We start from the raw sequence: 23,209 nt of genomic DNA on the forward strand, positions 1-23,209 counted from the left end.
GGGCGAGGAAGCTGTAAACTGCCGCGATCTTCACTCGCTCAGACAAGGGATTCCCATGGCCAACCAAGACATCACCTTCACCCCCGATCCGGACGCCGACTCGATCTCTTCCGACGTGGCGACCTTCGGCGGAATCATGGTTTCCACCCAGATACCGACCCGCGCCGACGGCAGCCTGGAACTGGGCGATATCACCACCCAGAGCGAATGCACCCTGCAAGCGCTGAAAGTTGCGCTGGAGCGTGCCGGCAGTTCGATGGACCGGGTCATGCACCTGACCATTTACCTCACCGACATGGCCGATCGCGCGGCATTCAACGAGGTGTACCAGCGATTCTTCGCCAAGCCATGGCCGGTGCGTGCGGCAGTGGGCGTGGCGGCGCTGGCGGTTGAAGGGATGCGCGTAGAAGTCACGGCGATGGCGGCCAAGGCCTGACCTGACGTCTGTAACACCACACAACCCTGTGGGAGCCAGCCTGCTGGCGATAGCGGCCATGCATTCAACATTTATATTGGCTGAACCACCGCTATCGCGAGCAGGCTCACTCCTACAGGGGGTTGTGTGATTCTTGGGTTCTGTGCCATCGGGCAGCGCAGGCGTGCCGGCTGCGCGTTTCGCGGGTAGAATGCGCGCCTAACCGTGACAGCCTGACTAAAAAAACTATGTCCTTGCCCAAGCATCATCTGGAATTGCTCAGCCCTGCCCGCGACGTGGCCATCGCCCGTGAGGCGATCCTGCATGGCGCTGACGCCGTGTACATCGGCGGCCCGAGCTTCGGCGCGCGCCATAACGCGTGCAACGAAGTCAGCGAAATCGCCGAGCTGGTGGAATTCGCCCGCCGCTACCATGCGCGCATTTTCACCACCATCAACACCATCCTGCACGACAACGAACTGGAGCCGGCCCGCAAGCTGATCCATCAGTTGTATGACGCTGGTGTAGACGCGCTGATTGTTCAGGACCTGGGCGTGATGGAGCTGGACATTCCGCCAATCGAACTGCACGCCTCGACCCAGACCGACATCCGCACCCTGGAGCGAGCAAAGTTTCTTGATCAGGCCGGGTTCTCGCAGCTGGTACTGGCGCGCGAGCTGAACCTGCAGGAAATCCGCGCCATCGCCGACGAGACCGACGCTGCCGTCGAGTTCTTCATCCACGGCGCGTTGTGCGTGGCCTTCTCCGGTCAGTGCAACATTTCCCACGCGCAGACCGGCCGCAGTGCCAACCGTGGCGACTGCTCGCAGGCCTGCCGTCTGCCGTACACCCTGAAAGATGAAAAGGGTGGCGTGATCGCCTACGAAAAACACCTGCTGTCGATGAAGGACAACAACCAGAGCGCCAACATCCGCGCACTGGTCGAAGCCGGCGTGCGCTCGTTCAAGATCGAGGGCCGCTACAAGGACATGGGCTATGTGAAAAACATCACTGCCTATTACCGCCAGCGCCTCGACGACGTGCTGGAAGATCGCCCGGACCTCGCCCGCGCGTCCAGCGGCCGCACCGCGCATTTCTTCCTGCCCGATCCGGAAAAAACCTTCCACCGTGGCAGCACCGATTATTTCGTCACCGATCGCAAGATCGACATCGGCGCCTTCGACTCGCCTACCTTCACCGGCCTGCCGGTTGGCACGGTCGAAAAAGTCGGCAAGCGTGACATGCAGGTGGTGACCCACGAGCCGCTGTCCAACGGTGACGGCCTCAACGTGCTGGTCAAACGCGAAGTGGTCGGTTTCCGCGCCAACATCGCCGAAGCCAAAGGCGAGTTCGAGGAAGACGGCGAGAAGCGCTACCGCTATCGCGTCGAGCCGAACGAAATGCCCGAAGGCCTGTTCAAGCTGCGCCCGAATCACCCGCTGAACCGCAACCTTGACCACAACTGGCAACAGGCGCTGCAAAAGACTTCTTCGGAACGTCGCGTGGCCCTGAGCTGGCTGGCGCGTCTGCGCGAGGAACAACTGGAAATCACTGCCACCAGCGAAGAAGGCATCAGCGCCAGCGTCACCTTGCCCGGTCCGTTCGGCGTGGCCAACAAGCCTGAGCAAGCGCTGGAACAGTTGCGCGATCTGCTCGGCCAGCTCGGCACCACCCAGTACCACGCCACCGACGTCAAGCTCGATGCGCCGCAGGCATTCTTCATCCCCAACTCGCAGCTCAAAGCGCTGCGCCGTGAAGTGATCGAAGCCCTGACCGCTGCCCGCGTCGCCGCGCATCCACGTGGCAGTCGCAAGGCCGAAACCAGCCCGCCGCCGGTGTACCCGGATTCGCATCTGACCTTCCTCGCCAATGTCTACAACCAGAAGGCGCGCGACTTCTACCACCGTCACGGCGTCAAGCTGATCGACGCGGCGTACGAAGCCCACGAAGAGCCGGGCGAAGTGCCGGTGATGATCACCAAGCACTGCCTGCGCTTCTCCTTCAACCTGTGCCCGAAACAGGCCAAAGGCGTGACCGGCGTGCGCACCAAAGTCGCGCCGATGCAATTGATCCACGGCGATGAAGTGCTGACGCTGAAGTTCGACTGCAAGCCGTGCGAGATGCACATCATCGGCAAGATGAAGGGCCACATCCTCAACCTGCCGCAACCGGGCAGCGTGGTTGGCCACATCAGCCCTGAAGACCTGATGAAGACCATCCCGCGCGCACCGCACTGAGTGCCTGGCCTGCGCGGTGCTTCGGCGCCGCGCAGGCTGGCCTTGCTGTGCCTTGCCAAATCGCAGGCATAAAAAAACGCCAACTTCTTGCGAAGTTGGCGTTTTTTCGAATATGGCAGGGGCGGCTGGATTCGAACCAACGCATGGCAGGATCAAAACCTGCTGCCTTACCGCTTGGCGACGCCCCTACTGCTCTTTCCAGCGGCCCGTTGGGTTCGCTGTGAGAACGGGGCGCAATTTACCAACATTGTTTGGCTTTGGGAAGCCCGACGTGAAATATTTTTTGTTTTAAAACAGCGACTTAATTTTTTCATCGGTAAACAGCCCGGCGCCGGGCACCTTCAGCCACTGCGTATCACACTGTATACGTGCGCAACGACGATACATCGCCTTGCAACAAGGCCTCTTTCAGACACAGCCCGGATACGTCCATCCGCTCAAATGCACTCACGGTTTCAAGGTTTCATTACAGCCCCTTGACCAAGGCATGCACAGGAGACGTCCCCATGAAAAAGGCACTGCACACCCGTAAAACCGCACTCGGTTTGTCGATCCTGGCGCTGTCGCTGTTCGGCACTGTCGCCAGCGTTCAGGCGCAAACCGCCGAACCGGCTGCGATCAGCTATTCCGCGCCCTCGCCCTTCGGCCCGCTGAAACACGTGAAGGCCGGCGTGCTCGACGTCGCCTATGCCGAAACCGGCCCGGCCAACGGCCCGGTGGTGATCCTGTTGCACGGCTGGCCCTACGACATTCACAGCTACGACGAAGTCGCGCCGCTGCTGGCCGCCAAGGGTTACCGGGTGCTGATGCCCTATGCACGCGGTTACGGCGATACGCAGTTCCTCTCCAAAGACACTCTGCGCAACGGCCAACCGGCGGCGCTGGCCAGTGACGTCATCGACTTCATGGACGCACTGAAGATCAAGCAAGCCGTGCTCGGCGGCTACGACTGGGGCGCGCGTTCAGCGGACATCGTCGCGGCGCTGTGGCCGGAACGCGTCAAGGCGCTGGTGGCGGTCAGCGGCTACCTGATCGGCAACCAGGCCGCCGGGCAAAACCCGCTGCCGCCGAAAGCCGAATTGCAATGGTGGTACCAGTTCTACTTTGCTACCGAGCGCGGTCGCGCCGGTTATGAAAAGAACACCCATGACTTCGCCAAACTGATCTGGCAACTCGCCTCACCGCAATGGAAATTCGACGACGCGACTTTCGATCGCAGCGCCAAGGCCTTGCAGAACCCCGATCATGTCGAGATCACCGTGTTCAATTACCGCTGGCGCCTGGGCCTGGTGCAGGGCGAAGCGCGATACGCGGCGCTGGAACAGAAACTCGCCACCGCGCCGTCGATTGGCGTGCCGACCATCACCCTCGAAGGCGACGCCAACGGCGCACCGCACCCGGCACCGGAGGATTACGCCAAGCGCTTCACCGGCAAATATCAGTTCCGCTTGATCAGCGGCGGCATCGGGCACAACTTGCCGCAGGAAGATCCGAAGGCGTTTGCGCAGGCTGTCATCGACGCTGATCACCTGTAGAAACACAAAAGCAGTCAGCCGCAACGGCTGACTGCTTGATTGGTTAAAGGTGGGCTTGAGGCTCGAGGGACGGTCAGGTTTAGTGTAAAAGCTTGCAGATTCTTTGCCTGAACGGACGTTATCGCGAGCAGGCTCACTCCTACAGGGGAACGCATTTCAAAGGTAGGAGTGAGCCTGCTCGCGATGACGCCCGTTCAGATACCCTCAAGCCCGCCTAACGTGCGCGATCACTCGGTTGGCACAACCAGATCCAACGCCTTGTTCACCGCCAGCTCACCCAACATGACCACCTGCGCAATGCCCAGCAAGGTCTGACGGTGCGAGCCCTCCAATACCCCCGCAAAATTGCCAAGCATGACCGTGGCGGACGCCAGGGAACAGCTGGCATTGGTCAGCAACGTCTCGGCGTCCGATTGCGGGTTGACCATGAACAGCGGGCTGGGCGTATAGGGCGTGGCCATGATCGCGGCGGGCAGCAGGTAATGGTCAAGCGCGCGTTCCGCCGCTTCGTGGAGCTTTCGCGAGTTGGGGAATGCGTACGGCGAAGCCGGGTCAGTGAGCGGTGCTTCGGGTGGCTTGGACATCAGCTGCAACTCCAGACAGGAACCCCTCAAGGCTCGTTAACGGATGATCGTCACTGCGACGGGTTGGGCAAGCGCTGATTATCCAGCACGCGGTTTACCGTCAGCTCGCTGAGCATGATCACCGGTCGCAGGATGAGCATTTTTTTGCGCTGGGAACTGTCAATCGAATCGGCGAGTTCACGAGCCATGTCACTGGCCGAGGACAGGGTTTCCGTTGCTTCGACGAGCAGCGTTTCGTTATCCACGGTGGGGTCGATGAGGTAGATCCTGCCGGTGTTGCGCGAGGGAATCGAAATCTTGTGCGCCCCGGGACTGAGGTAGAAGTTGATGGCGCGATCGGCGGCGTCTTTGATGTTTTGAGGTTCAAGCGCGGCGTCGTAAGGGATTGGATCGGTGTCTGGCGGGTTGGGTGTGACTTTGAACATAAAGCACTTTTTGTCTTGAGGAAATGAAAGAGCCATCACTTCGCTACCAAACGAAGGGTGGCGGCCACACGTGGGTTGGTAGACCGGTCAAGACAGAGAAAACCCGGCGCCCCCGAAGGAGCCCCACGCATGGCCACCATATAAAACCGAGTCCCGGAAAGAGACTGGTTCTGGCGATGCCAAACGTTTGTCGAGAAACGGGCTACCAAACCCGATCACTGTTTTGCAGTGACAGGGAAACGATACAGCCCGCCTCAAGGCTCGTAAGCCGGCGGATTCTGGCGTACGCGTAGGCAACGGCGCAAGGTGTTGTAGCCGCTATGGCGTAACAACTGGTGTAACTTAAACGGGCGTGCGCAGGAACGTTTAAACACCGCAAACGCCCTGAATTGCTCACGATTGGCCGGGACGGCGGTGCGCCTACTTCTACCGCCGCAAGTTGCCGCTCCGTCTGTCGCAGGATTTGAACCAGAACGAGCCGATGGCGTCTGAGTACATGCGGTATTACCCGCCCCTTTCGGACACTATCATGCTGTTAAAAAACAAGAGTCTCGTTGCCGTCATGTCCTGCGCCATGATGCTCGGAGCCGCCCCGCTGCTCCCTGCTGATCTCTCGATCATGAACGCTGCCTATGCGAAGGACGGCGGTGGCGGTGGTAATGGTGGCGGTGGCGGTAATGGCGGCGGCGGTGGTAATGGTGGTGGCAACGGCGGTGGCCATGGCGGCGGTATCGGCGGTGGCCGCAGCGGTTCCGATCACGGCGGCGCCAACAGCAACGGCCGTGGCAATGGACTCAGCAGCGATCATGCCGGCAAGGCTGTTCGCGACCGTGGCGAAAGCGGTAACCACTATGGCAACGATCGCAACGGTGAGACGGGCCATGGCTCAACCACGTCAGGCATCGCCAACTCCAGAGATACTCGCGGCGTGGCCAAGGCTACGGCGATCTCGGCCTCGACGCCTGGGGATCACAATGCGAAGGGCTTGAGCAACGCGGCAACGCCGAATGCCAAGAAATCGCGCTGATCGGTTATGGATCAAGCTTGAATAAAAAAGGGCGCCTGATGAGGCGCCCTTTTTTTGCGCCTGGTTTTTGCTTTGAGGGCGACCCTCACCCTAGCCCTCTCCCAGAGGGAGAGGGGACTGATCGGGGTGATTGGGAGAGATACGCCGACTTGGAATACCGAGGTGAACTCAGGTTGGTGGAGACTTGGGTTATTTGACCAAGCGCTTCTCTTTGGAAGGCCGATACCCGAAATAGGCGCTGTAGCACTTGCTGAAATGACTCGGCGAGACAAACCCGCAGGCCACCAGCACTTCCACTTGCGACAGTTCGGTGTGTTGCAGCAGGCGGCGGGCTTCGGTGATGCGCAGTTCCAGGTAATAACGCTGCGGCGTAGTGCCGAGTTGTTCCTTGAACAGGCGCTCCAGTTGACGGCGGGAACGTCCGGCGTACACCGCCAGTTGTTCCAGTTCCAGCGGCTCCTCCAGGTTGGCATCCATCAGTTTGACCACTTCACGCAACGGTGCACTGACGCAGAGGTTTTCGTCCGGTTTGATCCGCCGGTAGCGCGACTCCTCGAACGCGAGAATGTCCTCGACACCCTCGACCAGCGCCTTGCCGTGCAGGCTCTTGATCCAGTCCAGCGCCATATGGAAAGCCCCCGACGGGCTCGACGCGGTGAGGCGGTCGCGATCGATCACATAAGGTTCGCTGCTGACATGGGTGGCCTTGGCGATTTCGGTCAGCGCCGGGCGATGTTCCGGGTGTATCGCGCAGCGGTAGCCGTCAAGCAGCCCGGCGCGGCCGAGAAACCACGAACCATTCCACAACCCGGCCAGACTGACGCCCCGCTCCGCCGCGAGCTTGAGCACATGCACAAACCCATCGCTCGCGCGCAGCTCGGTGCGATAACCGCCGCACACCACCAGCAGATCCAGATCTTCGAGCGCAGCTGCGTCAAGGCGTGCATCGGGACGGATCACCAGCCCCAGGTCGCTGATGACCTCGCCCTCGCCCAGCCCGAACGTGCGCGAAGTAAACAGCCCCGGGCGCAACAGATTGGTAGTTACCACGGCGTCCAGCGTCTGGGTAAAAGCCGGCAGTGAGAAGTGTTCGAGCAGCAGAAAACCGGTGCGCGTCAGCGGCGCGCTATCGCTTTGCTCATTCAGATAGCGGAGGTTTTTGCCCTTCATGCCTCCGCTGAATTGGCGTCGTTCGGTCAAGTTTCAGTCCATCGGTCATGTTGTTGTGCGCCGATAGTTGGCCGGAAGCGGTAAAGAGTCAATCGTGCGTGTGACGGGATGATCAGCCGCGCCTCAAACGAACGAGAACATCCCCGCGCCTGCTCGCCCCTCGAGTCGGCCACAAAGCACGTAATGCTGGTAACCGCTGCTGAAAGCCCCGTTGGAAACCGCAACCCGGACATCGTCGTTCAGGCGCAGGTATTGCGCCTCGTCGAAGTTTTCCGCACTGACTTCGCCGGCACGCCCCAGCCGTTCGCTGTCCACGGGAAACCCGAGGTTTTCGAGGCGTTCGAAATCAATGATGCGATTGACGGCGTGTTGCTCGAGTGCGCCCTGATTGGGAAACGTCGAATAAATGTGCAAGCCTTTTTTCGCGCAGCGGTTGCACATGTCCACGCAATTTTGCTGGGTCGATTTACGCTGCGTCAGTTCGGCCAACGGCATGTCGAGATACTTGCCGACCTGATACTCGGACTGATTGAAGATCGTGCAGCACAGTACGGTATTGCCATTGCAGTCGATCACCAGCCAGTTATCCTTGAGCTGGCACGCCTGCTTGGGATATTGCTGCATGACGTTGACCAGGTCATCGTACGGCGGCAATGCAAGGCGTTTCAGGGTTTCGTAATCGGTAGCCGTAACAGAGGGGTCGCGCTCGACGATTGCCAGCGTCTTTTCCAAAGGCATCATCACCGAATAGCCAGTGGTAAACACAAATCCGAGACGCTCACTGAAGTCGCGCATCAGTGCTTCTTCGTCGATGTTGTCCAGGTAGCGGTGATAGTAGACATCGACACGGGTGCTCAAGCCCAGGCGTTGCTTGATCTCATGCAGGGCAATCATGTTCTGTTTGACGACTTCGATATCCCCGCCCACATGGCCCTTTTTGTAGGTTTCCTGATAGAAACCCGACAGCGATATGCGGAAGTAGCTCGGCTCGGCCAGCAAGGCCTTTTCCATGTTCTTGGCCAGATTCAGGTTGGTGCTGATACCGCTCGCCATGCCGGCGGCGTTGATGATCTCGATAAACTCGCCGATTTTCGGATGAACCAAAGGCTCGGTCCAGTTATAGAGGAAGATTGTCCGCACGCCCTCCGACCGGGCCTTTTCGACAATCTGCCGGAACATGTCCAGTTGCATGGCTTTTTTGAAATTGAGATTTTCCGAATTACCCATTGGGCATGACGGGCAGCTCAGATTGCAGGCGCCGACAATATCGATGTACATATTCATTATGAGCATTGCTCCTTGAGTCGAACGTGCGCATCTCATCATTGCTCGCGTTCGGGTCGACGGGATCGTTGTTTTTTTGACGACATTGATTCGCGTAAAGCAATAAGCGCACCAGACTCGTCACGCCATTAACGCCACGATCCAGTCGATAAACACCCGCAACTTCAAGCTGACATGCCGGTTCGGCGGATACGCCAGGTAAAGCGGCATGCTTTCCAACCGCCAGCCTTCGAACAATGGCACCAGTTCGCCGCGCGCAACATGCGCATCGGACATGTACGTCGGCAGCCAAAGCACCCCCATCCCGGCCAGACCCGCCGCCAGATAGGCATTGCCGTCGTCGACCGCCAGAACATGGCGACCCTTGATTTGCAAATGTTCACGGCCGTTGTCCAAGGCGTATGGCACGGGTTTGCCCGTACGCGCCCAGAGAAACCCGACCACCCGATGGTGCGAGTCTTCCAGCTCCCGCGGATGCTCAGGCGTGCCAGCGCGAGCCAGATATTGCGGCGCGGCAAATACGCCCAATGGCAGATCGGCGACTTTGCGCGCCATCAACGACAGATCCAGCAGTTCGCCCCCGCGCACCACGCAATCGACGTTCTCATCGATGATGTCGACGATGCGGTCGCTGACGCCCATGTCGATTTGAATGTCCGGATATCGCGCATGGAACTCCGGCAGTGCCGGCACCAGAATATGCCGCGCAAACGGACTCGGTACATCGATACGCAATCGCCCCGACGGCACTGCCGCAACGCCCGGCAGGCTGGTTTCCGCGTCGTCCAGGTCGGCCAGCAGCTTGACCACTCGCAGGTAATAAGCGGCGCCATCGGCGGTGACGTTGACCTTGCGTGTGGTGCGGTTGAGCAGTTTGACCCGCAAGCGTGCCTCCAGCTGTTGCACCAGCTGGGTCACAGTGGTCTTGCTCATGTGCAGGGTTTCTGCCGCTTTGGTGAAGCTCCCCGCCTCGACCACCCTGGCGAAGGCCTGCATTGCGTCAAAACGATCCACGGTGCGCGCCTCGATTGTTTGGAATTTACAAACAGTGAACGCCAAGCTTGCGCGTTTATCGGCCCGCTGCAAATACCTAAAGTGGCGCCATCACCTTACTGATGGAGACACCTTTATGACTCAGCGCGACGTTGTTTTCCCACCGACCCGCCGCACGCTGTACGAGCGCCACCGCTATTCACCGGCGATTCGCTCCAATGGTTTCCTGTTTGTGTCCGGGCAAGTCGGCAGCACCGAGGACGGCACGCCAGAACCGGATCTGAAAGATCAGGTACGCCAGGCTTTCCACAACCTCAACGCGATCCTCGATGAGGCCGGCGCCAGCTTCGAGGACGTGGTCGACGTGACGATCTTCATCGTCGACCCGCAATCGAAATTCGAAACCATCTGGAATGTCGTCCTGAGCGAATTCTGGGGCGATGCACCGCACCCGACGGTGACGGCGGTGGGCGTAACCTGGCTGTACGGGTTCGATTTCGAGATCAAGGTGATCGCCCGGTTGCCGGACGCTGCCTGATCGTCAGGTCGATTTGCTGCAGGGGCCGCTAGTCTTCAGACTGTCGGCCCCTGTTGCTTTCTGACCATCGCCATGCCTGAAGCCTTGCTCAAACCTGCCCTGCCTGGCATTGCCCTGCGCCGCTGGCGCCGGCTGCACCGGATCAAGCAGGACCATGCTGCGCAACTGTTCAACGTCACGCAGTCGACTATTTCGCGTTGGGAAAGCGGCGCTTTGCTGATGGATCCGGCGGCGCATCTGCAGCTGGAGCAACTGCTGGCCGCGCGCCTCGACACGGCTGCCGATCAAGCCCTTGCCCGGCTGGTCTGCGGCAGCGCGCGGCCAGTGCATCTGGTCTGCGACCTGACGCACCGTTTGCTCGCCTGCTCCCCTGCCCGTGCCGCGCAGTTCGCCAGTCCGCTAAGCGAACTGCTCGGTCAGTCGCTCTGGCGTTTTGTCACGCCTGAAATCGCCCGCCATGAACGAGCACTCGATGCCCTGGGCTGGCGGGAAGTCCAGGCACCGCCGGCGCTGGAGTTCGCCACCGGCAGCAACGATTCCGAGCTCGTGCCGATTCGCCAGAGCCTGTGTCGCTGGACGCGCATCGCCTTGTCCGACGGCACTGCGGCACGGCTGGTCGAGACGCTCTGAACGCATATTTTATGCGTGGACGCTGCAGCCTCCCGGTCCTAGGCTTGCCTTTCGGTCAACCCCAAGGGCAGGTTTATGGATCTTGAAAAAATCAGCGGGCGTCTTGAATTTCTCCGCGAGGCTGAAAGACTCAAGAACGTGCTCAGAAGCGCACACACGTCCAGCGGTCGCCCCGAAAGCACCGCCGAACACAGCTGGCGCCTGTGCCTGATGGCAATGGTGTTCGCTGACGAATTGCCCGGGCTTGATCTGCTGGAAATGCTGAAAATGTGCGTCATTCATGATTTGGGCGAAGCGCTTAACGGTGATATCCCGGCCGTCGATCAAGCGGCATTCCCGGACAAGGGCGCGCAGGAGCGGAACGATTTGCTCTTGCTGATGCGCTCACTCGACGAACCGCTGAGAAACGAGATTCTGGCGCTCTGGGATGATTACGAAAACGCTGAGTCCGCCGAGGCAAGAGCGGTCAAGGCGCTGGATAAGTTGGAAACCCTGCTGCAACACACTCAGGGGCTCAATCCGGCAGATTTCGACTACCGCTTCAATCTCACCTACGGCCAGAAACACACCAGCGTCGCACCGGTTTTCGCTGCGTTGCGCACGCTTATCGACCGCGACACCGAAGGCAGAATCAGCGAGCGCATGCCGCGCCACGACCAGGACTAAATACCCGGACATAGCCGACCGGTTGCCAAGGCCAGCCGTGTCTGGTTGCATAGCCATCCTCAATCACGGGCTCACCTGAGGCATCTGATCGTTCCCACGCTCTGCGTGGGAATGCAGCCCGTGACGCTCCGCGTCACTGGACGCAGAGCGTCCCTTGAGGCATACCCACGCGGAGCATGGGAACGATCGCATCTTTTTATCTTCAACAAAAAGGCCCCGGAGCTTTCACTCCTGGGCAGAGCGCCTGACCAAGGCGCTGGCCTTTGTGCGTGTGAATACGTATAACCTCGCCGACTCGTCTACCCTGAGTGTGCGTCACACGTCGCGACTTCAGCCTTTTGGACGCTTACGAAACGGAGAATTTCATGCTCAAACGAACCCTGGCACTGACCGCCGGCCTGGTCCTGTCCGTGTCTGCGCTGATGGCGCAAGCCGCTGATGTGTTGCGCGTCAGTGCGATTCCGGACGAAGCGCCGACCGAACTGCTGCGCAAGTTCGAACCGCTGGGCGCGTATCTGGAACAGCAACTGGGCATGAAGGTGCAGTTCGTGCCGGTGGCCGATTATCCGGCCGTGGTTGAAGCCTTGGCTACCGATCGCCTCGACATGGCCTGGCTCGGTGGCTTCACTTTTGTTCAGGCACGTTTGAAGACCGAGGCGACGACGCCAGTAATTCCCTTGGTCCAGCGTGAGCAGGACGCGCAGTTCACCAGCAAATTCATCACGGCCGACCCGAACGTCAAAAGCCTCGCGGATCTCAAGGGCAAGACCTTCGCCTTCGGTTCGGTGTCGTCGACTTCCGGCAGCCTGATGCCGCGTTATTTCATGCTGAAAAACGACGGCATCAAGCCAGAAGCGTATTTCAGCCGTGTCGCCTATTCCGGCGCCCACGACGCCACCGTCGCCTGGGTGCAGGCCGGCAAGGTCGATGCCGGTGTACTAAACGCCAGCGTCTGGCAGAAACTGGTGGATGCTGGCAAGGTCGACACCAACAAGGTCAAGGTCTTCGCCACCACGCCGACCTACTTCGATTACAACTGGACTGTGCGCGGCACCCTTGATCCGGCGCTCGCGGCGAAGATCAAGAAAGCTTTCCTCGATCTCGACCCGGCCAAGCCTGAGCAGAAGAAGATCCTCGATCTGCAGGCCGCCAGCCGCTTCATCGACACCAAACCCGAGAATTACAAGGGCATCGAGGAAGCCGCCCGCGCCGCCGAATTGTTGAAATGACCCTACGCCTCAACCAGGGCAGCCTGCGCCATGCCAATGGCGTCGATGCCCTTCGCTCTGTCGATTTACAGATTGCCGCGGGCGAGCAGGTGGCGATCATCGGCCCGTCCGGCGCCGGCAAATCGAGCCTGCTCAACCTGCTGTCCACCGCACTGCGGCCCAGCAGCGGTGACATCGAAGTGCTCGGCGAACGCGCCTGGCATTTGTCCGCCCGCCAGCGTCAACGCCTGCGGGCGCGGATTGGCCTGGTGCATCAGGCGCCGCCGCTGCCGCCCCGTCAGCGAGTGGTCACGGCGGTATTGGCCGGCAAGCTTGGCCAATGGAGTCTGGGAAAAAGCCTGTTGAATCTGTTGCATCCGCTGGACGTGGCCGGTGCGCGTGCGGCGCTTGCGCGGCTGGATCTCGGTGACAAGCTGTTCGCGCATTGCCAGCAATTGTCCGGCGGCCAGTTGCAGCGTGTCGGCATCGCCCGGGTGCTGTATCAGGCGCCAGAAGTGCTGCTGGCCGACGAGCCGGTGTCGGCGATGGACCCGGTTATGGCCGGGCATACCTTGTCGGTGCTGTCGCGGCATGCTCGCGAGCATAACGTCACCCTGGTGGCGAGCCTGCACGCGGTGGACCTGGCGCTGTCGCACTTCCCGCGCATCATTGGTCTACGTGACGGACAGATCCTGTTCGACAGCCCTTCGGCGGACGTCAGTCAGGAAATGCTCGACGCGCTGTACGCCAACGAAAAACTGCAATCGCCGACTGCGGCGATGGCGCCGCTGACTATGCAGATCCCACGATGCTGAAGGCCGATTCACGCGACCCGGCGGCCTGGCCGCGATTGCTTCTGACGCTGTTGGCGATTGCCGTGCTGTGGCCGGGCATTCATTTGAGCGAGCTGAATCTGGGCGTGTTACTGCCCGACAGTCAGAACGAGATGGGCCGCTTCGTCGCGCAGTTCTGGCCTCCGGCGCATGACGCCGCTTTCATGCAGATCCTCCTCACCGCTACCTTGCAAACCCTGGCAATTGCCACGGCCGGCATGGCCTTGGCGCTGCTGCTGGCGGTGCCGGCCAGCCTGCTCGCCAGCCGCGCGTTGTCGCTGTCGGCGGCGTCACGGGGCGGCGTGCCGAGTCGCTTGGGTCGGCTGCTGCGCTGGCCGGTGCGTGGTTTGCTGATTTTCCTGCGCAGCGTGCCAGAGATCGTCTGGGCGCTGCTGTTCGTGCGTGCGGTCGGCCTCGGCCCGGCGGCAGGCGTGCTGGCGATTGCCATCACGTACAGCGGCATGCTCGGGAAGGTGTACGCGGAGATTTACGAGTCCACCGACCAACGCCCGGCCCACGCCTTGATGCAGGCCGGCAGCGGTCGATTGGCGGCGTTCGCCTACGGCACCCTGCCCAATGTCGCGGCAGAACTGCTGTCCTACAGCGTGTATCGCTGGGAATGCGCAATCCGCGCTTCCGTGGTGATGGGCTTTGTCGGCGCCGGAGGTCTGGGCCAGCAGATCGACTTGTCGATCCGCATGTTCGCTGGCGGCGAAGTGGCGAGCATGCTGCTGATGTTTCTGCTGCTGGTGCTGCTGGCCGACCAGTTCAGCCGTTTGCTGCGCTGGAGGCTGGCATGAATCGCCTGATCAATCTGCTGCTGATCGCGGCGATCGGCGTCGCGGTCATTGCATCGTTCAGCTATCTGGGGCTCAACCTCGGCGAACTGGGCAGCGCTGCCAGCCTCAAGCAGATGGGTGCTTATGTGCAGCGCTTTCTCAGCCCGGATCTGAGCGCGGGCTATCTCAAAGCGATTCTGCACGGTTCGCTGGAAACCCTGGCCATGTCGGCACTCGGCACGTTGCTCGCCGCGGTGTTCGGCATCGTTCTGGCGCTGCCCGCTGCCGGGCGTTTCGGCTGGCCGCTGCAAAGCCTTTCGCGCCTGCTGCTCAATGGTTTGCGGGCGATTCCGGAACTGGTCTGGGCGGCGCTGATGGTGTTGGCGGCCGGTCTCGGGCCCAACGCTGGCACCCTCGCCCTCGCCTTGCACACCACCGGTGTGCTCGGTCGGCTGTTCGCCGAAGCGCTGGAAAACACCCCGCCGCAACCGGCGGAAGCGATCCGTTTGCAGGGCGGCAATCCGCTGCTCGCGTTCTGCTACGGCACCCTGCCGAACCTTGCGCCGCAACTGCTCGCGTACATGCTGTATCGCTGGGAAAACAACATCCGCATGGCCAGCGTGCTGGGCTTTGTCGGCGCTGGCGGGCTGGGGCAGATGCTCTACGTCAGCCTGAGCCTGTTCCAGGAAGCCCAGGCCAGTACGGTGATTCTGGCGATGCTGGTGCTGGTGTTTCTGGTCGACTGGTTGAGTGCCTGGAGCCGCCAGCGCTGGGTCAAGGCCTAGGGTTTACAGGCAGCTCAGTGGATATCTGGCAAAAGCTGATTATGCTTGAGGAAACCTCGCCGCCCGGCGAGGCGGTCAGACTGTGCACGCGACACGCGACAGCAAGGGCGATATTTGCCACAAGGCCAGAGTGAACAAGCAGTAACGGGGGACTCCGGCCTACAACAATAAGCACAACGGAGAACACCCATGGCCTTAATCGACACAGCATCCACCGGCAGTCCACCGCGCAGCGGCGGCATCACCAAGGAAGAGCGCAAGGTTATCTTCGCTTCATCCCTGGGCACGGTTTTCGAGTGGTACGACTTTTACCTCTACGGCTCACTGGCGGCGATCATCGCTAAACACTTCTTTGCCGGCGTCAACGAAACCACCGCGTTCATCTTTGCCCTGCTCGCCTTTGCGGCGGGCTTTGCGGTGCGGCCGTTCGGCGCGATCGTGTTCGGCCGGCTCGGCGACATGATCGGGCGCAAACACACTTTTCTGATCACCATCGTGATCATGGGCGTGTCCACCGCCATTGTCGGCTTGTTGCCCAGTTATGCGACCATCGGCGTCGCCGCACCGATCATCCTGATCATCCTGCGTTTGCTCCAGGGTCTGGCGCTGGGCGGCGAATATGGCGGCGCCGCGACTTATGTGGCCGAGCACGCGCCGCGCAACCGGCGCGGCTTTTTCACCTCGTGGATTCAAACCACCGCCACGCTCGGGCTGTTTCTGTCGCTGCTGGTGATTCTGGCCTGCCGCACCGCGCTGGGCACGGAAGCGTTCGAAGCGTGGGGCTGGCGGATTCCGTTTCTGCTGTCGATCCTGCTGCTGATCGTCTCGGTGTACATCCGCCTGCAACTGAGCGAGTCGCCGGTGTTCCAGAAAATGAAGGCCGAAGGCAAGGCGTCGAAAGCGCCGCTGACCGAATCCTTCGCCCGCTGGGACAACCTCAAAGTGGTGATCATGTCGCTGCTCGGCGGCACGGCCGGGCAAGCGGTGGTCTGGTACACCGGGCAGTTCTACGCGTTGTTCTTCCTGTTGCAGACGCTGAAGATCGATGCGCAGACCGCCAACCTGCTGATCGCCGGTTCGTTGATCATCGGCACGCCGTTCTTCGTGATCTTCGGCAGCCTCTCCGACCGCATCGGGCGCAAGCCGATCATCATGGTCGGTTGCATTCTGGCGGCGCTGACTTACTTCCCGATCTTTAACGCGCTGACCCAGTACGGCAATCCCGATGTGTTCGTGGCGCAGGATAAAAACCCGGTCAAGGTGATCGCCAATCCCGATCAGTGCTCGTTCCAGTTCGACCCGGTGGGCAAGGCCCGATTCACCAGTTCCTGCGATCTGGCGAAGACGCTGCTGGCGAAACGCGCGATCCCTTACGAAAACGTTAACGCCGAACCGGGCACCGTGGCGCAAGTGCGCATCGGCGACAAGGTCATCGAGAGCTTCGAAGGCAGCGCCCTGCCCGCCGCCGACTTCAAGGCGCGCAACGACGCCTTCACCGCCAACCTCGCCGCCGCGCTGAAGGAAGCCGGTTACCCGGAAAAAGCCGATCCGGCGAAGATCAACTACCCGATGGTGCTGCTGTTGCTGACCATCCTGGTGATCTACGTGACCATGGTCTACGGGCCGATTGCGGCATGGCTGGTCGAACTGTTCCCGACGCGCATCCGCTACACCTCGATGTCGCTGCCCTACCACATCGGCAACGGCTGGTTCGGCGGCTTCCTGCCGACGGTGGCCTTCGCCATGGTCGCGGCCACCGGGGATATCTATTACGGCCTGTGGTACCCGATTGTCATCGCCGTGATGACAGCGGTGCTCGGCACGTTCTTCCTTCCGGAAACCAAGGACCGCGACATTCTCAAGGACTGATCGGTGATCACGGCGCCCGCTTGCAATGGGTGGGCGCCATTCGCTGTCAGCCGGCTGAAAAAGATCGAACCCGCCGCTTTGTGACGCCTCCAATGGTTACACCAATGGAGGTCACCACCATGAACAGCAACCACAACGACAAAACCCCGAACGGCCCACCTACCGACACTTCCGGTAAACCGGTGAATGTGGTGGAGCGTGCGCTTGAAGATCGCGATGAAACCACCGAGGGCGTGGACAAGGTCATTACACCGTCGTCGACCCGGGTGAAGGAGCAGGACGCCGAAGAGCTGCAGCGCAAGGTGGATGAGATCGAGCGCAAGGTGGCGGATGGCAATTGAGGGGGTTTTTCAGTTGTAGCCCGTTCTGCCCCGAGGTGATGAGGGAGAGTCTGCTCGGCGCCGAATGTTCTTCGGATTCGAGACCGTCTGCCCTCACCCTGGCCCTCCCGAAACGTCGGACCGCCCGGAGGGAGAGGGAACCGATTGGGGAATATTGGAGAGCTGCGCCGACCTGAACGATTCGCTTCGAGTCCATAATCGACTCGGTTCTTCAGGTCGATGTATGACAAAAGACACCGCAGTCGGTCCCCTCTCCCTCTGGGAGAGGGCTAGGGTGAGGGCTGTTGCAGGCTCAACGCATTTCCCAGAGCAGCCCCACCCGCCGTGTTATCAAAAATGCACCAGGTCTCGACACCTTGCGCCGCCTCGGCCTGCAACCTCTTCCCAAGCCCCCGAAGAAAATCCGCCGAATAATCGCTGAAATAAATCCGCGGCGATCCATGCAGCCGCCAATACCGCACCCCCGCCCAACCTCGCGGTTCGCTGTCGGTACTGATGCGCGGAGGATCCACCGCTGCCTGAGCGATTCGATGACTGACCAGCATCGGCTCAGCCGCCACCCAGGATTCGTGACGCGGCTCCAGCACCACCGCGCCGTTAAAGCGCTCACGCAAAGCACGGAAAAAACCTTCCGCCCCAAGCGCATCAAACGCCAGCGAAGGCGGCAACTGCACCAGCAGACACCCCAATCGATCCCCCAACCCCCCGCACTGCGCAAGGAATTCATCAAGCAGCACTTCACAACCGAGCAAGCGCCGCTCATGGGTAATCTGTTTGGGCATTTTCACCGAAAAGCGAAAACCGTCCGCCACCGAGTCCGCCCAGCGTTCATAGGTCTGGCGTCGATGCGGACGGTAGAACGAGCTGTTGATTTCCACCGCATTCAGCCGCGCCGCATAGCGCTGCAAATGCGTGCCGACCGAAGGAAATTGCGGCCAATACTCACGGCCCAGACTCCAGCCGGCACAGCCAATCAACAGCTTCGCTGCACGCTCATCGCTGTTCATTTCTTGCCTGGCAACACCGCGCCGAGGACTTGCTTGGCGGTTTGCACAATCACGCCGGCCTCGTCCGGGTCACCTTTGAGCAGCGTGGTGGCGAACTTTTTCGCCTGTTCCAGCTTGATGTGCGGCGGTAGCGGCGGCACGTTCGGGTCGGTCTTGAATTCGATCAGCACCGGCACATCCGACGCCAGCGCCTGCTCCCACGCGGCGGCAACATCCTCTTCGCGATCAACGTAGATGCCCTTGAGACCAATCGAGATGGCGAACAGGTGATACGGCACATCGGGAATGCTTTGCGAAGCCTCGAACTTCGGATCGCCCTCCATCACCCGCTGCTCCCAGGTCACCTGATTGAGGTCTTCGTTGTTGAACACCGCGCAGATCCATTTCGGGCTTGCCCACTGCCGCCAGTATTTGGCGACTGTGATCAGCTCGGCCATGTTGTTCATCTGCATCGCGCCATCGCCAACCAGCGCGATGACCGAACGTTCGGGGTAGGCGAACTTGGCAGCAATCGCGTAGGGCACGGCGGCGCCCATCGAGGCAAGGCCGCCGGACAGCGAGCATTTCATGCCCCGGCGGGTTTTCAGATCGCGTGCGTACCAGTTGGCGCACGAGCCGGAATCGCTGGTGATGATCGCCTGCTCGGGCAAGCGCGGTGACAGCTCATAGACCACGCGTTGCGGGTTGATCGGATTGGCTTTGGCCATGGCGCGTTTTTCCAGGGTCTTCTCCCAGGTACCGCGCCAGCCTTCGATTTTCTTGCGCCATTTGCCCGCATCTTTTTTCTCCAGCAGCGGCAACAGCGCGGCGAGGGTTTCTGCTGCGTCGCCGACCAGGTTGACCTCCATTGGGTAGCGCAGGCTGAGCATGTCGGGTTGCAGATCGATCTGCACGCCACGGGCCTGGCCTTCCTTGGGCAGGAATTCCGAATACGGGAAGCCTGAACCAATCATCAGCAAGGTGTCGCACTCGCTCATCAGCTTGTAGCTCGGCTCGGTGCCAAGCAGGCCGATGCTGCCGGTGACCCACGGCAACTCGTCGGGCAACACGGCTTTGCCGAGCAACGCCTTGGCCACCCCGGCGCCGAGTTTTTCCGCCACGGCAATCACTTCATCGGTCGCCTGCAACGCCCCGGCGCCCACCAGAATGGCGACTTTCTGGCCGGCGTTGAGCACTTCGGCGGCGCGCTGCAGATCCGCCTCGTAAGGCAGCACTTTCGGCTTGCTGTAGCCGACGCCTGAATGCGCCGTGCCATGGGCTCTGGGCGGCGCTTCGTAGGGCAGGTCCTGCAAATCATTGGGCAGGATAATCGCCGTCACTCGCCGCTCACCGACAGCCGTCCGCACCGCACGATCGAGCAGATGGCGCACTTGCGCCGGCGCCGATGCCTGCTGCACGAACGCGCCGGCAACGTCCTTGAACATCGACACCAGATCGAGTTCCTGCTGGTAGTGACTGCCCAGCGCCGTGCGCGCCTGCTGGCCGACGATGGCCAGCACCGGCATGTGGTCCATCCGCGCATCGTATAACCCGGTGATCAAGTGCGACGCACCAGGACCGGAAGTGGCGATGCACACGCCGAGCTCACCGGTGAACTTGGCATGGGCCGAGGCCATGAACGCGGCCATTTCCTCATGCCGCGCCTGGACGAATTCGATCTTGCCCTGCGCCCGGCTCAGCGCCCCGAACACGCCATTGATGCCGTCGCCCGGGTAGCCAAAAATGCGCGTCACGCCCCACTCGCTGAGCCGTTCGACCAGAAAATCTCCCACTGTCATCGTCATCTTGATCCTCGCCTTTCACCGTTTACAGGGTGCATTTGCGACGCGGCACGCGCCGGCAGGTGTATGGGTCTGGACCATCGACGGAACGGCGAAGTTTCGATGATTTGCACTGGCGAGCGATTCGACAGCGAGACTGGATGACGCATCGAAGAGCCTTTTGTCAGCCATTCGACGAGTTTTTCTGAGGCGTTCGCCCTCCCCCGCGGTCGACTGCACAACGACCGCCGGAGGACGAATGATGACTGACGTAACTTCTTTTTTGCTCGAGCGTAACGACTGGGTACCGAACAATCCGCAATTACCGGTGCTGGTGTATTCCAGCGCGATAGCCCTCGAAGGTGACGACCCGGCCGCGCTGTTCGAACAGACCTTTCGTGTCAACGGCTGGCCGCCGCAGTTTCGCTACCACGTTTACGATTTTCACCACTACCACACCCAGGGCCATGAGGTGCTGGGGGTCGCCCAGGGTCATGCCCGGCTGATGCTCGGCGGGCCCGGTGGACGCGAGGTGCAAGTCAGTGCCGGTGATGTGCTGCTGCTGCCGGTCGGCACCGGCCATTGCAGCCTGGAATCCAGCCCCGACTTTCTCGTGGTCGGCGCGTATCCGCCGGGGCAGCAAGGCGATATTTGCACTGAAGCGCCGAATGTCGAGCAACTTCAGAATCTCGCCAATGTGAAATTCCCGCAGCAAGACCCCGTGCAGGGCGAGCACGGCGCGCTGTTGCAGCACTGGGCCAGATAGCGCTCAGCGATGCGGGTGCACGGTCAGCGCGACGAGTCTGCTCACCACTGGCCGAACCACCAGAATGCATAGAAAGGCCACCGGCATCGCGAGTTTGTAGGCGTGCAAGGCATTGCTCAGGTAATCGTTATCAATGCCGGCGTTCGCCGCGGTGATCACCAGCGACATGAGAAAGGCCATGATCGTCGCCATGTACAACGCGAACACATACGGCGTGGCTCGCGGCGAGAGCTTGCGGCGGCTGGAGATGGCGGTTTCGGTGGCTTCACTCATAGGGCTTTTTTCCATTGGCGTTGACAGGGAGCCCGCACCTTAGCAACGCCGCCGGCACGCAACTAGACGGCTACCGGCAGGTACTTTATAAAGCAGAACTTACGAATCTGCGGTGCACGGCCCCTGAATGAATCTTCTCGCGGCGATTGCCAGTTTTATCAAAGTGGTGGAATCCGGCTCGATTGTCGGCGCCGCCAAATCGCTGGGGGTCAGCGCGGCGGCCGTGAGCCAGACGCTCAACCGTCTCGAAGCGCATCTGGGCGTACGCCTGCTGCAACGCACTACCCGGAGCATGGCGCTGACTGAGAACGGCGCGGTGTATTACGAAAAGGTCAGGCAGATTGCGGCGGATCTGGAATCTGCGCAGAGTTCGATCTGCGGCGATCAGGAAGAACTCAAAGGACGTCTGGTCATCGCGTCCACCGCCGCGTTCGGCCGGCACGTGCTCGCGGGCCCGATCACCGGATTCGCCGCGCAACACCCAGGCCTGCTGATCGAGCTGTCGACCACCGACGGCAGGATCAACCATATTCAGGATGGCATCGACCTGAGCCTGCGCATCCGCCCGCAACTCGAAGACGGCATTGTCGCGCGCAAGCTGGTCTCGTTGCCCTTCATTTTTTGCGCCGCACCGGCCTATCTCGAGCGCGCCGGTTGGCCGCAATCGCCTGATGACTTGCAACACCACGCCTGCCTGGCCTTTCGTTACCCGCTGGACGGGCGCTTCCTGCGCTGGGGTTTTGTCCGCAACGGGCAGCGTTATGACGCGCCCATCCAGGCCAGCGCGATCAGCGACGATATCGACGCGCTGACGCAAATGGCCGTGCATGGCGCGGGTATCACCCGTCTGGCCGAGTTCGTCGCTGCGCCATATCTGGCCAGCGGCCAACTGCTGCCGTTGTTCGACAACCCGCACAGCGCAGTGACCGAGCCAATGGATATCTACGCCTGCGTGCAGGAACGCGCGGCGATGACGCCCAAAGTCCGTGCGTTTCTAGCGTACCTGACGCAGCAACTGGCCGCACGCTGGCCGAAGGACGAGTCTGCTGCCAGCAACTAACTCTGGCACGCGCCGGAAATTTTCCTTACGGTGATCATCTACTGTCAGCCTGCCCACGATGAGGTCCGATTCATGAGCAATGCGCCTTACGTTCCGCCCAAAGTCTGGAAACACGAAGCCCCGTCCGGCGGCCACTTCGCCAGCATCAACCGCCCGATCGCCGGGCCGACTCACGACAAGACCCTGCCGGTTGGCAAACACCCCTTGCAGCTGTATTCGCTGGCCACGCCCAACGGCGTAAAAGTGACCATCCTGCTCGAGGAACTGCTGGCGCTGGGGCATGCCGGCGCCGAATACGACGCCTGGCTGATCCGCATCGGCGAGGGCGATCAGTTCTCCAGCGGCTTCGTCGAGATCAACCCGAACTCGAAGATTCCGGCGCTGCTGGACCGTAGCGTCGAACCACCGATCCGCGTGTTCGAGTCCGGCTCGATCCTGCTGTACCTGGCGGAAAAATTCGGCGCATTCCTGCCCAAAGACCCAGCTGGACGCACCGAAACACTCAACTGGCTGTTCTGGCAAATGGGCTCGGCGCCTTATCTGGGCGGTGGCTTCGGGCATTTCTACGCGTATGCCCCGGAAAAACTGGAATACCCGATCAACCGCTTCACCATGGAAGCCAAGCGGCAACTGGACGTGCTCAATCAGCGTCTCGCAGAAAACACTTACCTTGCCGGCGACGGGTATAGCATCGCCGACATCGCGGTATGGCCGTGGTACGGGCAACTGGTGCGCAACAACGTCTACTCCGCCGCCGAATTCCTCGCCGCGCACGAATACACCCATGTCCAGCGCTGGGCCGAAGACATCGCCAAACGCCCGGCGGTAATACGCGGCCAGCGGGTCAATCGCACCTGGGGCGACGAAGCCAGCCAAGTGCCGGAACGCCATAGCGCAGATGACCTGAACTGATACCGCCCTCGCCGGCACCTCCCACAGGATGACCGCGTTCTTTCAGTCGGAACGCGCTCAACCTGTGGGAGCTTGCCTGCAAGCGATAGCGGTTGAACATTCAACATCGAAT

24 protein-coding genes and 1 tRNA gene are annotated in these 23,209 nt (G+C 61.0%); 16 read left to right on the forward strand and 9 right to left on the reverse strand.

Annotation, left to right across the window (positions count from 1 at the left end; translation table 11 throughout):
- Positions 1 to 55 precede the first annotated feature (55 nt).
- Complete coding sequence (locus BLU24_RS17105) at positions 56 to 436, forward strand: RidA family protein (protein ID WP_090283006.1); 381 nt, start codon at positions 56 to 58, stop codon at positions 434 to 436.
- Positions 437 to 663: 227 nt separating this feature from the next.
- Positions 664 to 2,652 carry a peptidase U32 family protein gene (locus BLU24_RS17110; protein WP_090283004.1) on the forward strand — a complete coding sequence of 663 codons (1,989 nt, stop codon included), beginning with the start codon at positions 664 to 666 and terminating at the stop codon, positions 2,650 to 2,652.
- A gap of 113 nt (positions 2,653 to 2,765) precedes the next feature.
- Here the strand turns inward: BLU24_RS17110 and BLU24_RS17115 are convergent.
- Positions 2,766 to 2,840: transfer RNA gene (locus BLU24_RS17115), tRNA-Gln, on the reverse strand.
- Positions 2,841 to 3,158: 318 nt separating this feature from the next.
- Between BLU24_RS17115 and BLU24_RS17120 the strand changes: the two genes are divergently transcribed.
- Positions 3,159 to 4,187, forward strand: a complete 1,029-nt coding sequence (locus tag BLU24_RS17120) for an alpha/beta fold hydrolase (RefSeq protein WP_093101997.1) — start codon at positions 3,159 to 3,161, stop codon at positions 4,185 to 4,187.
- A gap of 227 nt (positions 4,188 to 4,414) precedes the next feature.
- Here the strand turns inward: BLU24_RS17120 and BLU24_RS17125 are convergent, their stop codons facing one another.
- Positions 4,415 to 4,771, reverse strand: coding sequence for a DUF6124 family protein (locus BLU24_RS17125; protein WP_093101999.1), 357 nt, complete (start codon positions 4,769 to 4,771; stop codon positions 4,415 to 4,417).
- 50 nt (positions 4,772 to 4,821) lie between these two features.
- Positions 4,822 to 5,196 carry a DUF6124 family protein gene (locus BLU24_RS17130; protein WP_093102002.1) on the reverse strand — a complete coding sequence of 125 codons (375 nt, stop codon included), beginning with the start codon at positions 5,194 to 5,196 and terminating at the stop codon, positions 4,822 to 4,824.
- Positions 5,197 to 5,725: 529 nt separating this feature from the next.
- On the opposite strand from BLU24_RS17130, the gene BLU24_RS27895 reads away from it, so the two are divergent.
- On the forward strand, positions 5,726 to 6,223 hold the full coding sequence (locus tag BLU24_RS27895; RefSeq protein ID WP_093102004.1) for a hypothetical protein: 498 nt from the start codon (positions 5,726 to 5,728) through the stop codon (positions 6,221 to 6,223).
- Positions 6,224 to 6,412: 189 nt separating this feature from the next.
- Here the strand turns inward: BLU24_RS27895 and BLU24_RS17140 are convergent, their stop codons facing one another.
- The 3 genes from BLU24_RS17140 to BLU24_RS17150 all read right to left on the reverse strand — a co-directional run bounded on the left by BLU24_RS17140 (position 6,413) and on the right by BLU24_RS17150 (position 9,691).
- Entirely contained in the window at positions 6,413 to 7,423 is a 1,011-nt protein-coding gene (locus BLU24_RS17140) for a GlxA family transcriptional regulator (protein ID WP_172833279.1), read from the reverse strand.
- A 93-nt stretch (positions 7,424 to 7,516) separates the two neighbouring features.
- A complete protein-coding gene (locus BLU24_RS17145; protein WP_093102007.1) occupies positions 7,517 to 8,677 on the reverse strand; it encodes a radical SAM/SPASM domain-containing protein in 1,161 nt (386 codons plus the stop codon).
- 120 nt (positions 8,678 to 8,797) lie between these two features.
- Positions 8,798 to 9,691, reverse strand: a complete 894-nt coding sequence (locus BLU24_RS17150; protein WP_093102010.1) for a LysR family transcriptional regulator — start codon at positions 9,689 to 9,691, stop codon at positions 8,798 to 8,800.
- 115 nt (positions 9,692 to 9,806) lie between these two features.
- On the opposite strand from BLU24_RS17150, the gene BLU24_RS17155 reads away from it, so the two are divergent.
- From BLU24_RS17155 to BLU24_RS17195, 9 genes are all read left to right on the forward strand, one after another.
- Entirely contained in the window at positions 9,807 to 10,208 is a 402-nt protein-coding gene (locus tag BLU24_RS17155; protein WP_093102015.1) for a RidA family protein, read from the forward strand.
- A gap of 72 nt (positions 10,209 to 10,280) precedes the next feature.
- Entirely contained in the window at positions 10,281 to 10,838 is a 558-nt protein-coding gene (locus BLU24_RS17160) for a helix-turn-helix domain-containing protein (RefSeq protein ID WP_093102019.1), read from the forward strand.
- Between the two features lie 75 nt (positions 10,839 to 10,913).
- Positions 10,914 to 11,504 carry an HD domain-containing protein gene (locus BLU24_RS17165; RefSeq protein ID WP_093102022.1) on the forward strand — a complete coding sequence of 197 codons (591 nt, stop codon included), beginning with the start codon at positions 10,914 to 10,916 and terminating at the stop codon, positions 11,502 to 11,504.
- 365 nt (positions 11,505 to 11,869) lie between these two features.
- Positions 11,870 to 12,733 carry a putative selenate ABC transporter substrate-binding protein gene (locus BLU24_RS17170; RefSeq protein ID WP_093102024.1) on the forward strand — a complete coding sequence of 288 codons (864 nt, stop codon included), beginning with the start codon at positions 11,870 to 11,872 and terminating at the stop codon, positions 12,731 to 12,733.
- Positions 12,730 to 13,527 carry a phosphonate ABC transporter ATP-binding protein gene (locus BLU24_RS17175; protein WP_093102026.1) on the forward strand — a complete coding sequence of 266 codons (798 nt, stop codon included), beginning with the start codon at positions 12,730 to 12,732 and terminating at the stop codon, positions 13,525 to 13,527. The genes BLU24_RS17170 and BLU24_RS17175 overlap by 4 nt, the downstream gene beginning before the upstream one ends.
- On the forward strand, positions 13,521 to 14,345 hold the full coding sequence (locus BLU24_RS17180) for a PhnE/PtxC family ABC transporter permease (RefSeq protein ID WP_093102028.1): 825 nt from the start codon (positions 13,521 to 13,523) through the stop codon (positions 14,343 to 14,345). Before BLU24_RS17175 ends, BLU24_RS17180 begins: the two co-directional genes overlap by 7 nt.
- Positions 14,342 to 15,109, forward strand: coding sequence for a phosphonate ABC transporter, permease protein PhnE (gene phnE, locus BLU24_RS17185; protein WP_093102031.1), 768 nt, complete (start codon positions 14,342 to 14,344; stop codon positions 15,107 to 15,109). The genes BLU24_RS17180 and phnE overlap by 4 nt, the downstream gene beginning before the upstream one ends.
- A 189-nt stretch (positions 15,110 to 15,298) precedes the next feature.
- Positions 15,299 to 16,978, forward strand: coding sequence for an MFS transporter (locus BLU24_RS17190; protein WP_093102033.1), 1,680 nt, complete (start codon positions 15,299 to 15,301; stop codon positions 16,976 to 16,978).
- Between the two features lie 119 nt (positions 16,979 to 17,097).
- On the forward strand, positions 17,098 to 17,319 hold the full coding sequence (locus BLU24_RS17195; protein WP_090282991.1) for a hypothetical protein: 222 nt from the start codon (positions 17,098 to 17,100) through the stop codon (positions 17,317 to 17,319).
- 269 nt (positions 17,320 to 17,588) lie between these two features.
- Here the strand turns inward: BLU24_RS17195 and BLU24_RS17200 are convergent, their stop codons facing one another.
- Positions 17,589 to 18,326, reverse strand: coding sequence for a DUF72 domain-containing protein (locus BLU24_RS17200; protein ID WP_093102035.1), 738 nt, complete (start codon positions 18,324 to 18,326; stop codon positions 17,589 to 17,591).
- Positions 18,323 to 20,110 carry a thiamine pyrophosphate-requiring protein gene (locus BLU24_RS17205; protein ID WP_090282989.1) on the reverse strand — a complete coding sequence of 596 codons (1,788 nt, stop codon included), beginning with the start codon at positions 20,108 to 20,110 and terminating at the stop codon, positions 18,323 to 18,325. Before BLU24_RS17205 ends, BLU24_RS17200 begins: the two co-directional genes overlap by 4 nt.
- A 235-nt stretch (positions 20,111 to 20,345) precedes the next feature.
- Here BLU24_RS17205 and BLU24_RS17210 point away from each other — a divergent pair, with 235 nt between their 5' ends.
- Positions 20,346 to 20,852 (forward strand): cupin, encoded by a 507-nt coding sequence (locus BLU24_RS17210; protein ID WP_442965755.1) that lies wholly within the window; start codon positions 20,346 to 20,348, stop codon positions 20,850 to 20,852.
- A 3-nt stretch (positions 20,853 to 20,855) separates the two neighbouring features.
- Here BLU24_RS17210 and BLU24_RS17215 read toward each other — a convergent pair whose 3' ends face one another.
- The gene (locus tag BLU24_RS17215) at positions 20,856 to 21,125 is read right to left on the reverse strand and encodes a DUF2798 domain-containing protein (RefSeq protein ID WP_090282988.1); all 270 of its coding nucleotides are present in this window, start codon (positions 21,123 to 21,125) and stop codon (positions 20,856 to 20,858) included.
- A 127-nt stretch (positions 21,126 to 21,252) separates the two neighbouring features.
- On the opposite strand from BLU24_RS17215, the gene BLU24_RS17220 reads away from it, so the two are divergent.
- A complete protein-coding gene (locus BLU24_RS17220; protein ID WP_093102038.1) occupies positions 21,253 to 22,185 on the forward strand; it encodes a LysR family transcriptional regulator in 933 nt (310 codons plus the stop codon).
- 72 nt (positions 22,186 to 22,257) lie between these two features.
- Complete coding sequence (gene yghU, locus BLU24_RS17225; RefSeq protein WP_093102040.1) at positions 22,258 to 23,097, forward strand: glutathione-dependent disulfide-bond oxidoreductase; 840 nt, start codon at positions 22,258 to 22,260, stop codon at positions 23,095 to 23,097.
- Positions 23,098 to 23,209 lie beyond the last annotated feature (112 nt).

Source organism: Pseudomonas sp. Z003-0.4C(8344-21), from assembly GCF_900104975.1.
In the GTDB taxonomy this organism is placed as follows: domain Bacteria; phylum Pseudomonadota; class Gammaproteobacteria; order Pseudomonadales; family Pseudomonadaceae; genus Aquipseudomonas; species Aquipseudomonas granadensis.

Bases quoted from the DNA above. Each gene is read 5' to 3' on its own strand.
- BLU24_RS17105 (WP_090283006.1), top strand. From the start codon at position 56: ATGGCCAACCAAGACATCACCTTCACCCCCGATCCGGACGCCGACTCG.
- BLU24_RS17110 (WP_090283004.1), top strand. From the start codon at position 664: ATGTCCTTGCCCAAGCATCATCTGGAATTGCTCAGCCCTGCCCGCGAC.
- BLU24_RS17120 (WP_093101997.1), top strand. From the start codon at position 3,159: ATGAAAAAGGCACTGCACACCCGTAAAACCGCACTCGGTTTGTCGATC.
- BLU24_RS17125 (WP_093101999.1), bottom strand. From the start codon at position 4,771: ATGTCCAAGCCACCCGAAGCACCGCTCACTGACCCGGCTTCGCCGTAC.
- BLU24_RS17130 (WP_093102002.1), bottom strand. From the start codon at position 5,196: ATGTTCAAAGTCACACCCAACCCGCCAGACACCGATCCAATCCCTTAC.
- BLU24_RS27895 (WP_093102004.1), top strand. From the start codon at position 5,726: ATGCTGTTAAAAAACAAGAGTCTCGTTGCCGTCATGTCCTGCGCCATG.
- BLU24_RS17145 (WP_093102007.1), bottom strand. From the start codon at position 8,677: ATGAATATGTACATCGATATTGTCGGCGCCTGCAATCTGAGCTGCCCG.
- BLU24_RS17155 (WP_093102015.1), top strand. From the start codon at position 9,807: ATGACTCAGCGCGACGTTGTTTTCCCACCGACCCGCCGCACGCTGTAC.
- BLU24_RS17160 (WP_093102019.1), top strand. From the start codon at position 10,281: ATGCCTGAAGCCTTGCTCAAACCTGCCCTGCCTGGCATTGCCCTGCGC.
- BLU24_RS17165 (WP_093102022.1), top strand. From the start codon at position 10,914: ATGGATCTTGAAAAAATCAGCGGGCGTCTTGAATTTCTCCGCGAGGCT.
- BLU24_RS17170 (WP_093102024.1), top strand. From the start codon at position 11,870: ATGCTCAAACGAACCCTGGCACTGACCGCCGGCCTGGTCCTGTCCGTG.
- BLU24_RS17175 (WP_093102026.1), top strand. From the start codon at position 12,730: ATGACCCTACGCCTCAACCAGGGCAGCCTGCGCCATGCCAATGGCGTC.
- BLU24_RS17180 (WP_093102028.1), top strand. From the start codon at position 13,521: ATGCTGAAGGCCGATTCACGCGACCCGGCGGCCTGGCCGCGATTGCTT.
- phnE (WP_093102031.1), top strand. From the start codon at position 14,342: ATGAATCGCCTGATCAATCTGCTGCTGATCGCGGCGATCGGCGTCGCG.
- BLU24_RS17190 (WP_093102033.1), top strand. From the start codon at position 15,299: ATGGCCTTAATCGACACAGCATCCACCGGCAGTCCACCGCGCAGCGGC.
- BLU24_RS17195 (WP_090282991.1), top strand. From the start codon at position 17,098: ATGAACAGCAACCACAACGACAAAACCCCGAACGGCCCACCTACCGAC.
- BLU24_RS17200 (WP_093102035.1), bottom strand. From the start codon at position 18,326: ATGAACAGCGATGAGCGTGCAGCGAAGCTGTTGATTGGCTGTGCCGGC.
- BLU24_RS17205 (WP_090282989.1), bottom strand. From the start codon at position 20,110: ATGACGATGACAGTGGGAGATTTTCTGGTCGAACGGCTCAGCGAGTGG.
- BLU24_RS17210 (WP_442965755.1), top strand. From the start codon at position 20,346: ATGATGACTGACGTAACTTCTTTTTTGCTCGAGCGTAACGACTGGGTA.
- BLU24_RS17215 (WP_090282988.1), bottom strand. From the start codon at position 21,125: ATGAGTGAAGCCACCGAAACCGCCATCTCCAGCCGCCGCAAGCTCTCG.
- BLU24_RS17220 (WP_093102038.1), top strand. From the start codon at position 21,253: ATGAATCTTCTCGCGGCGATTGCCAGTTTTATCAAAGTGGTGGAATCC.
- yghU (WP_093102040.1), top strand. From the start codon at position 22,258: ATGAGCAATGCGCCTTACGTTCCGCCCAAAGTCTGGAAACACGAAGCC.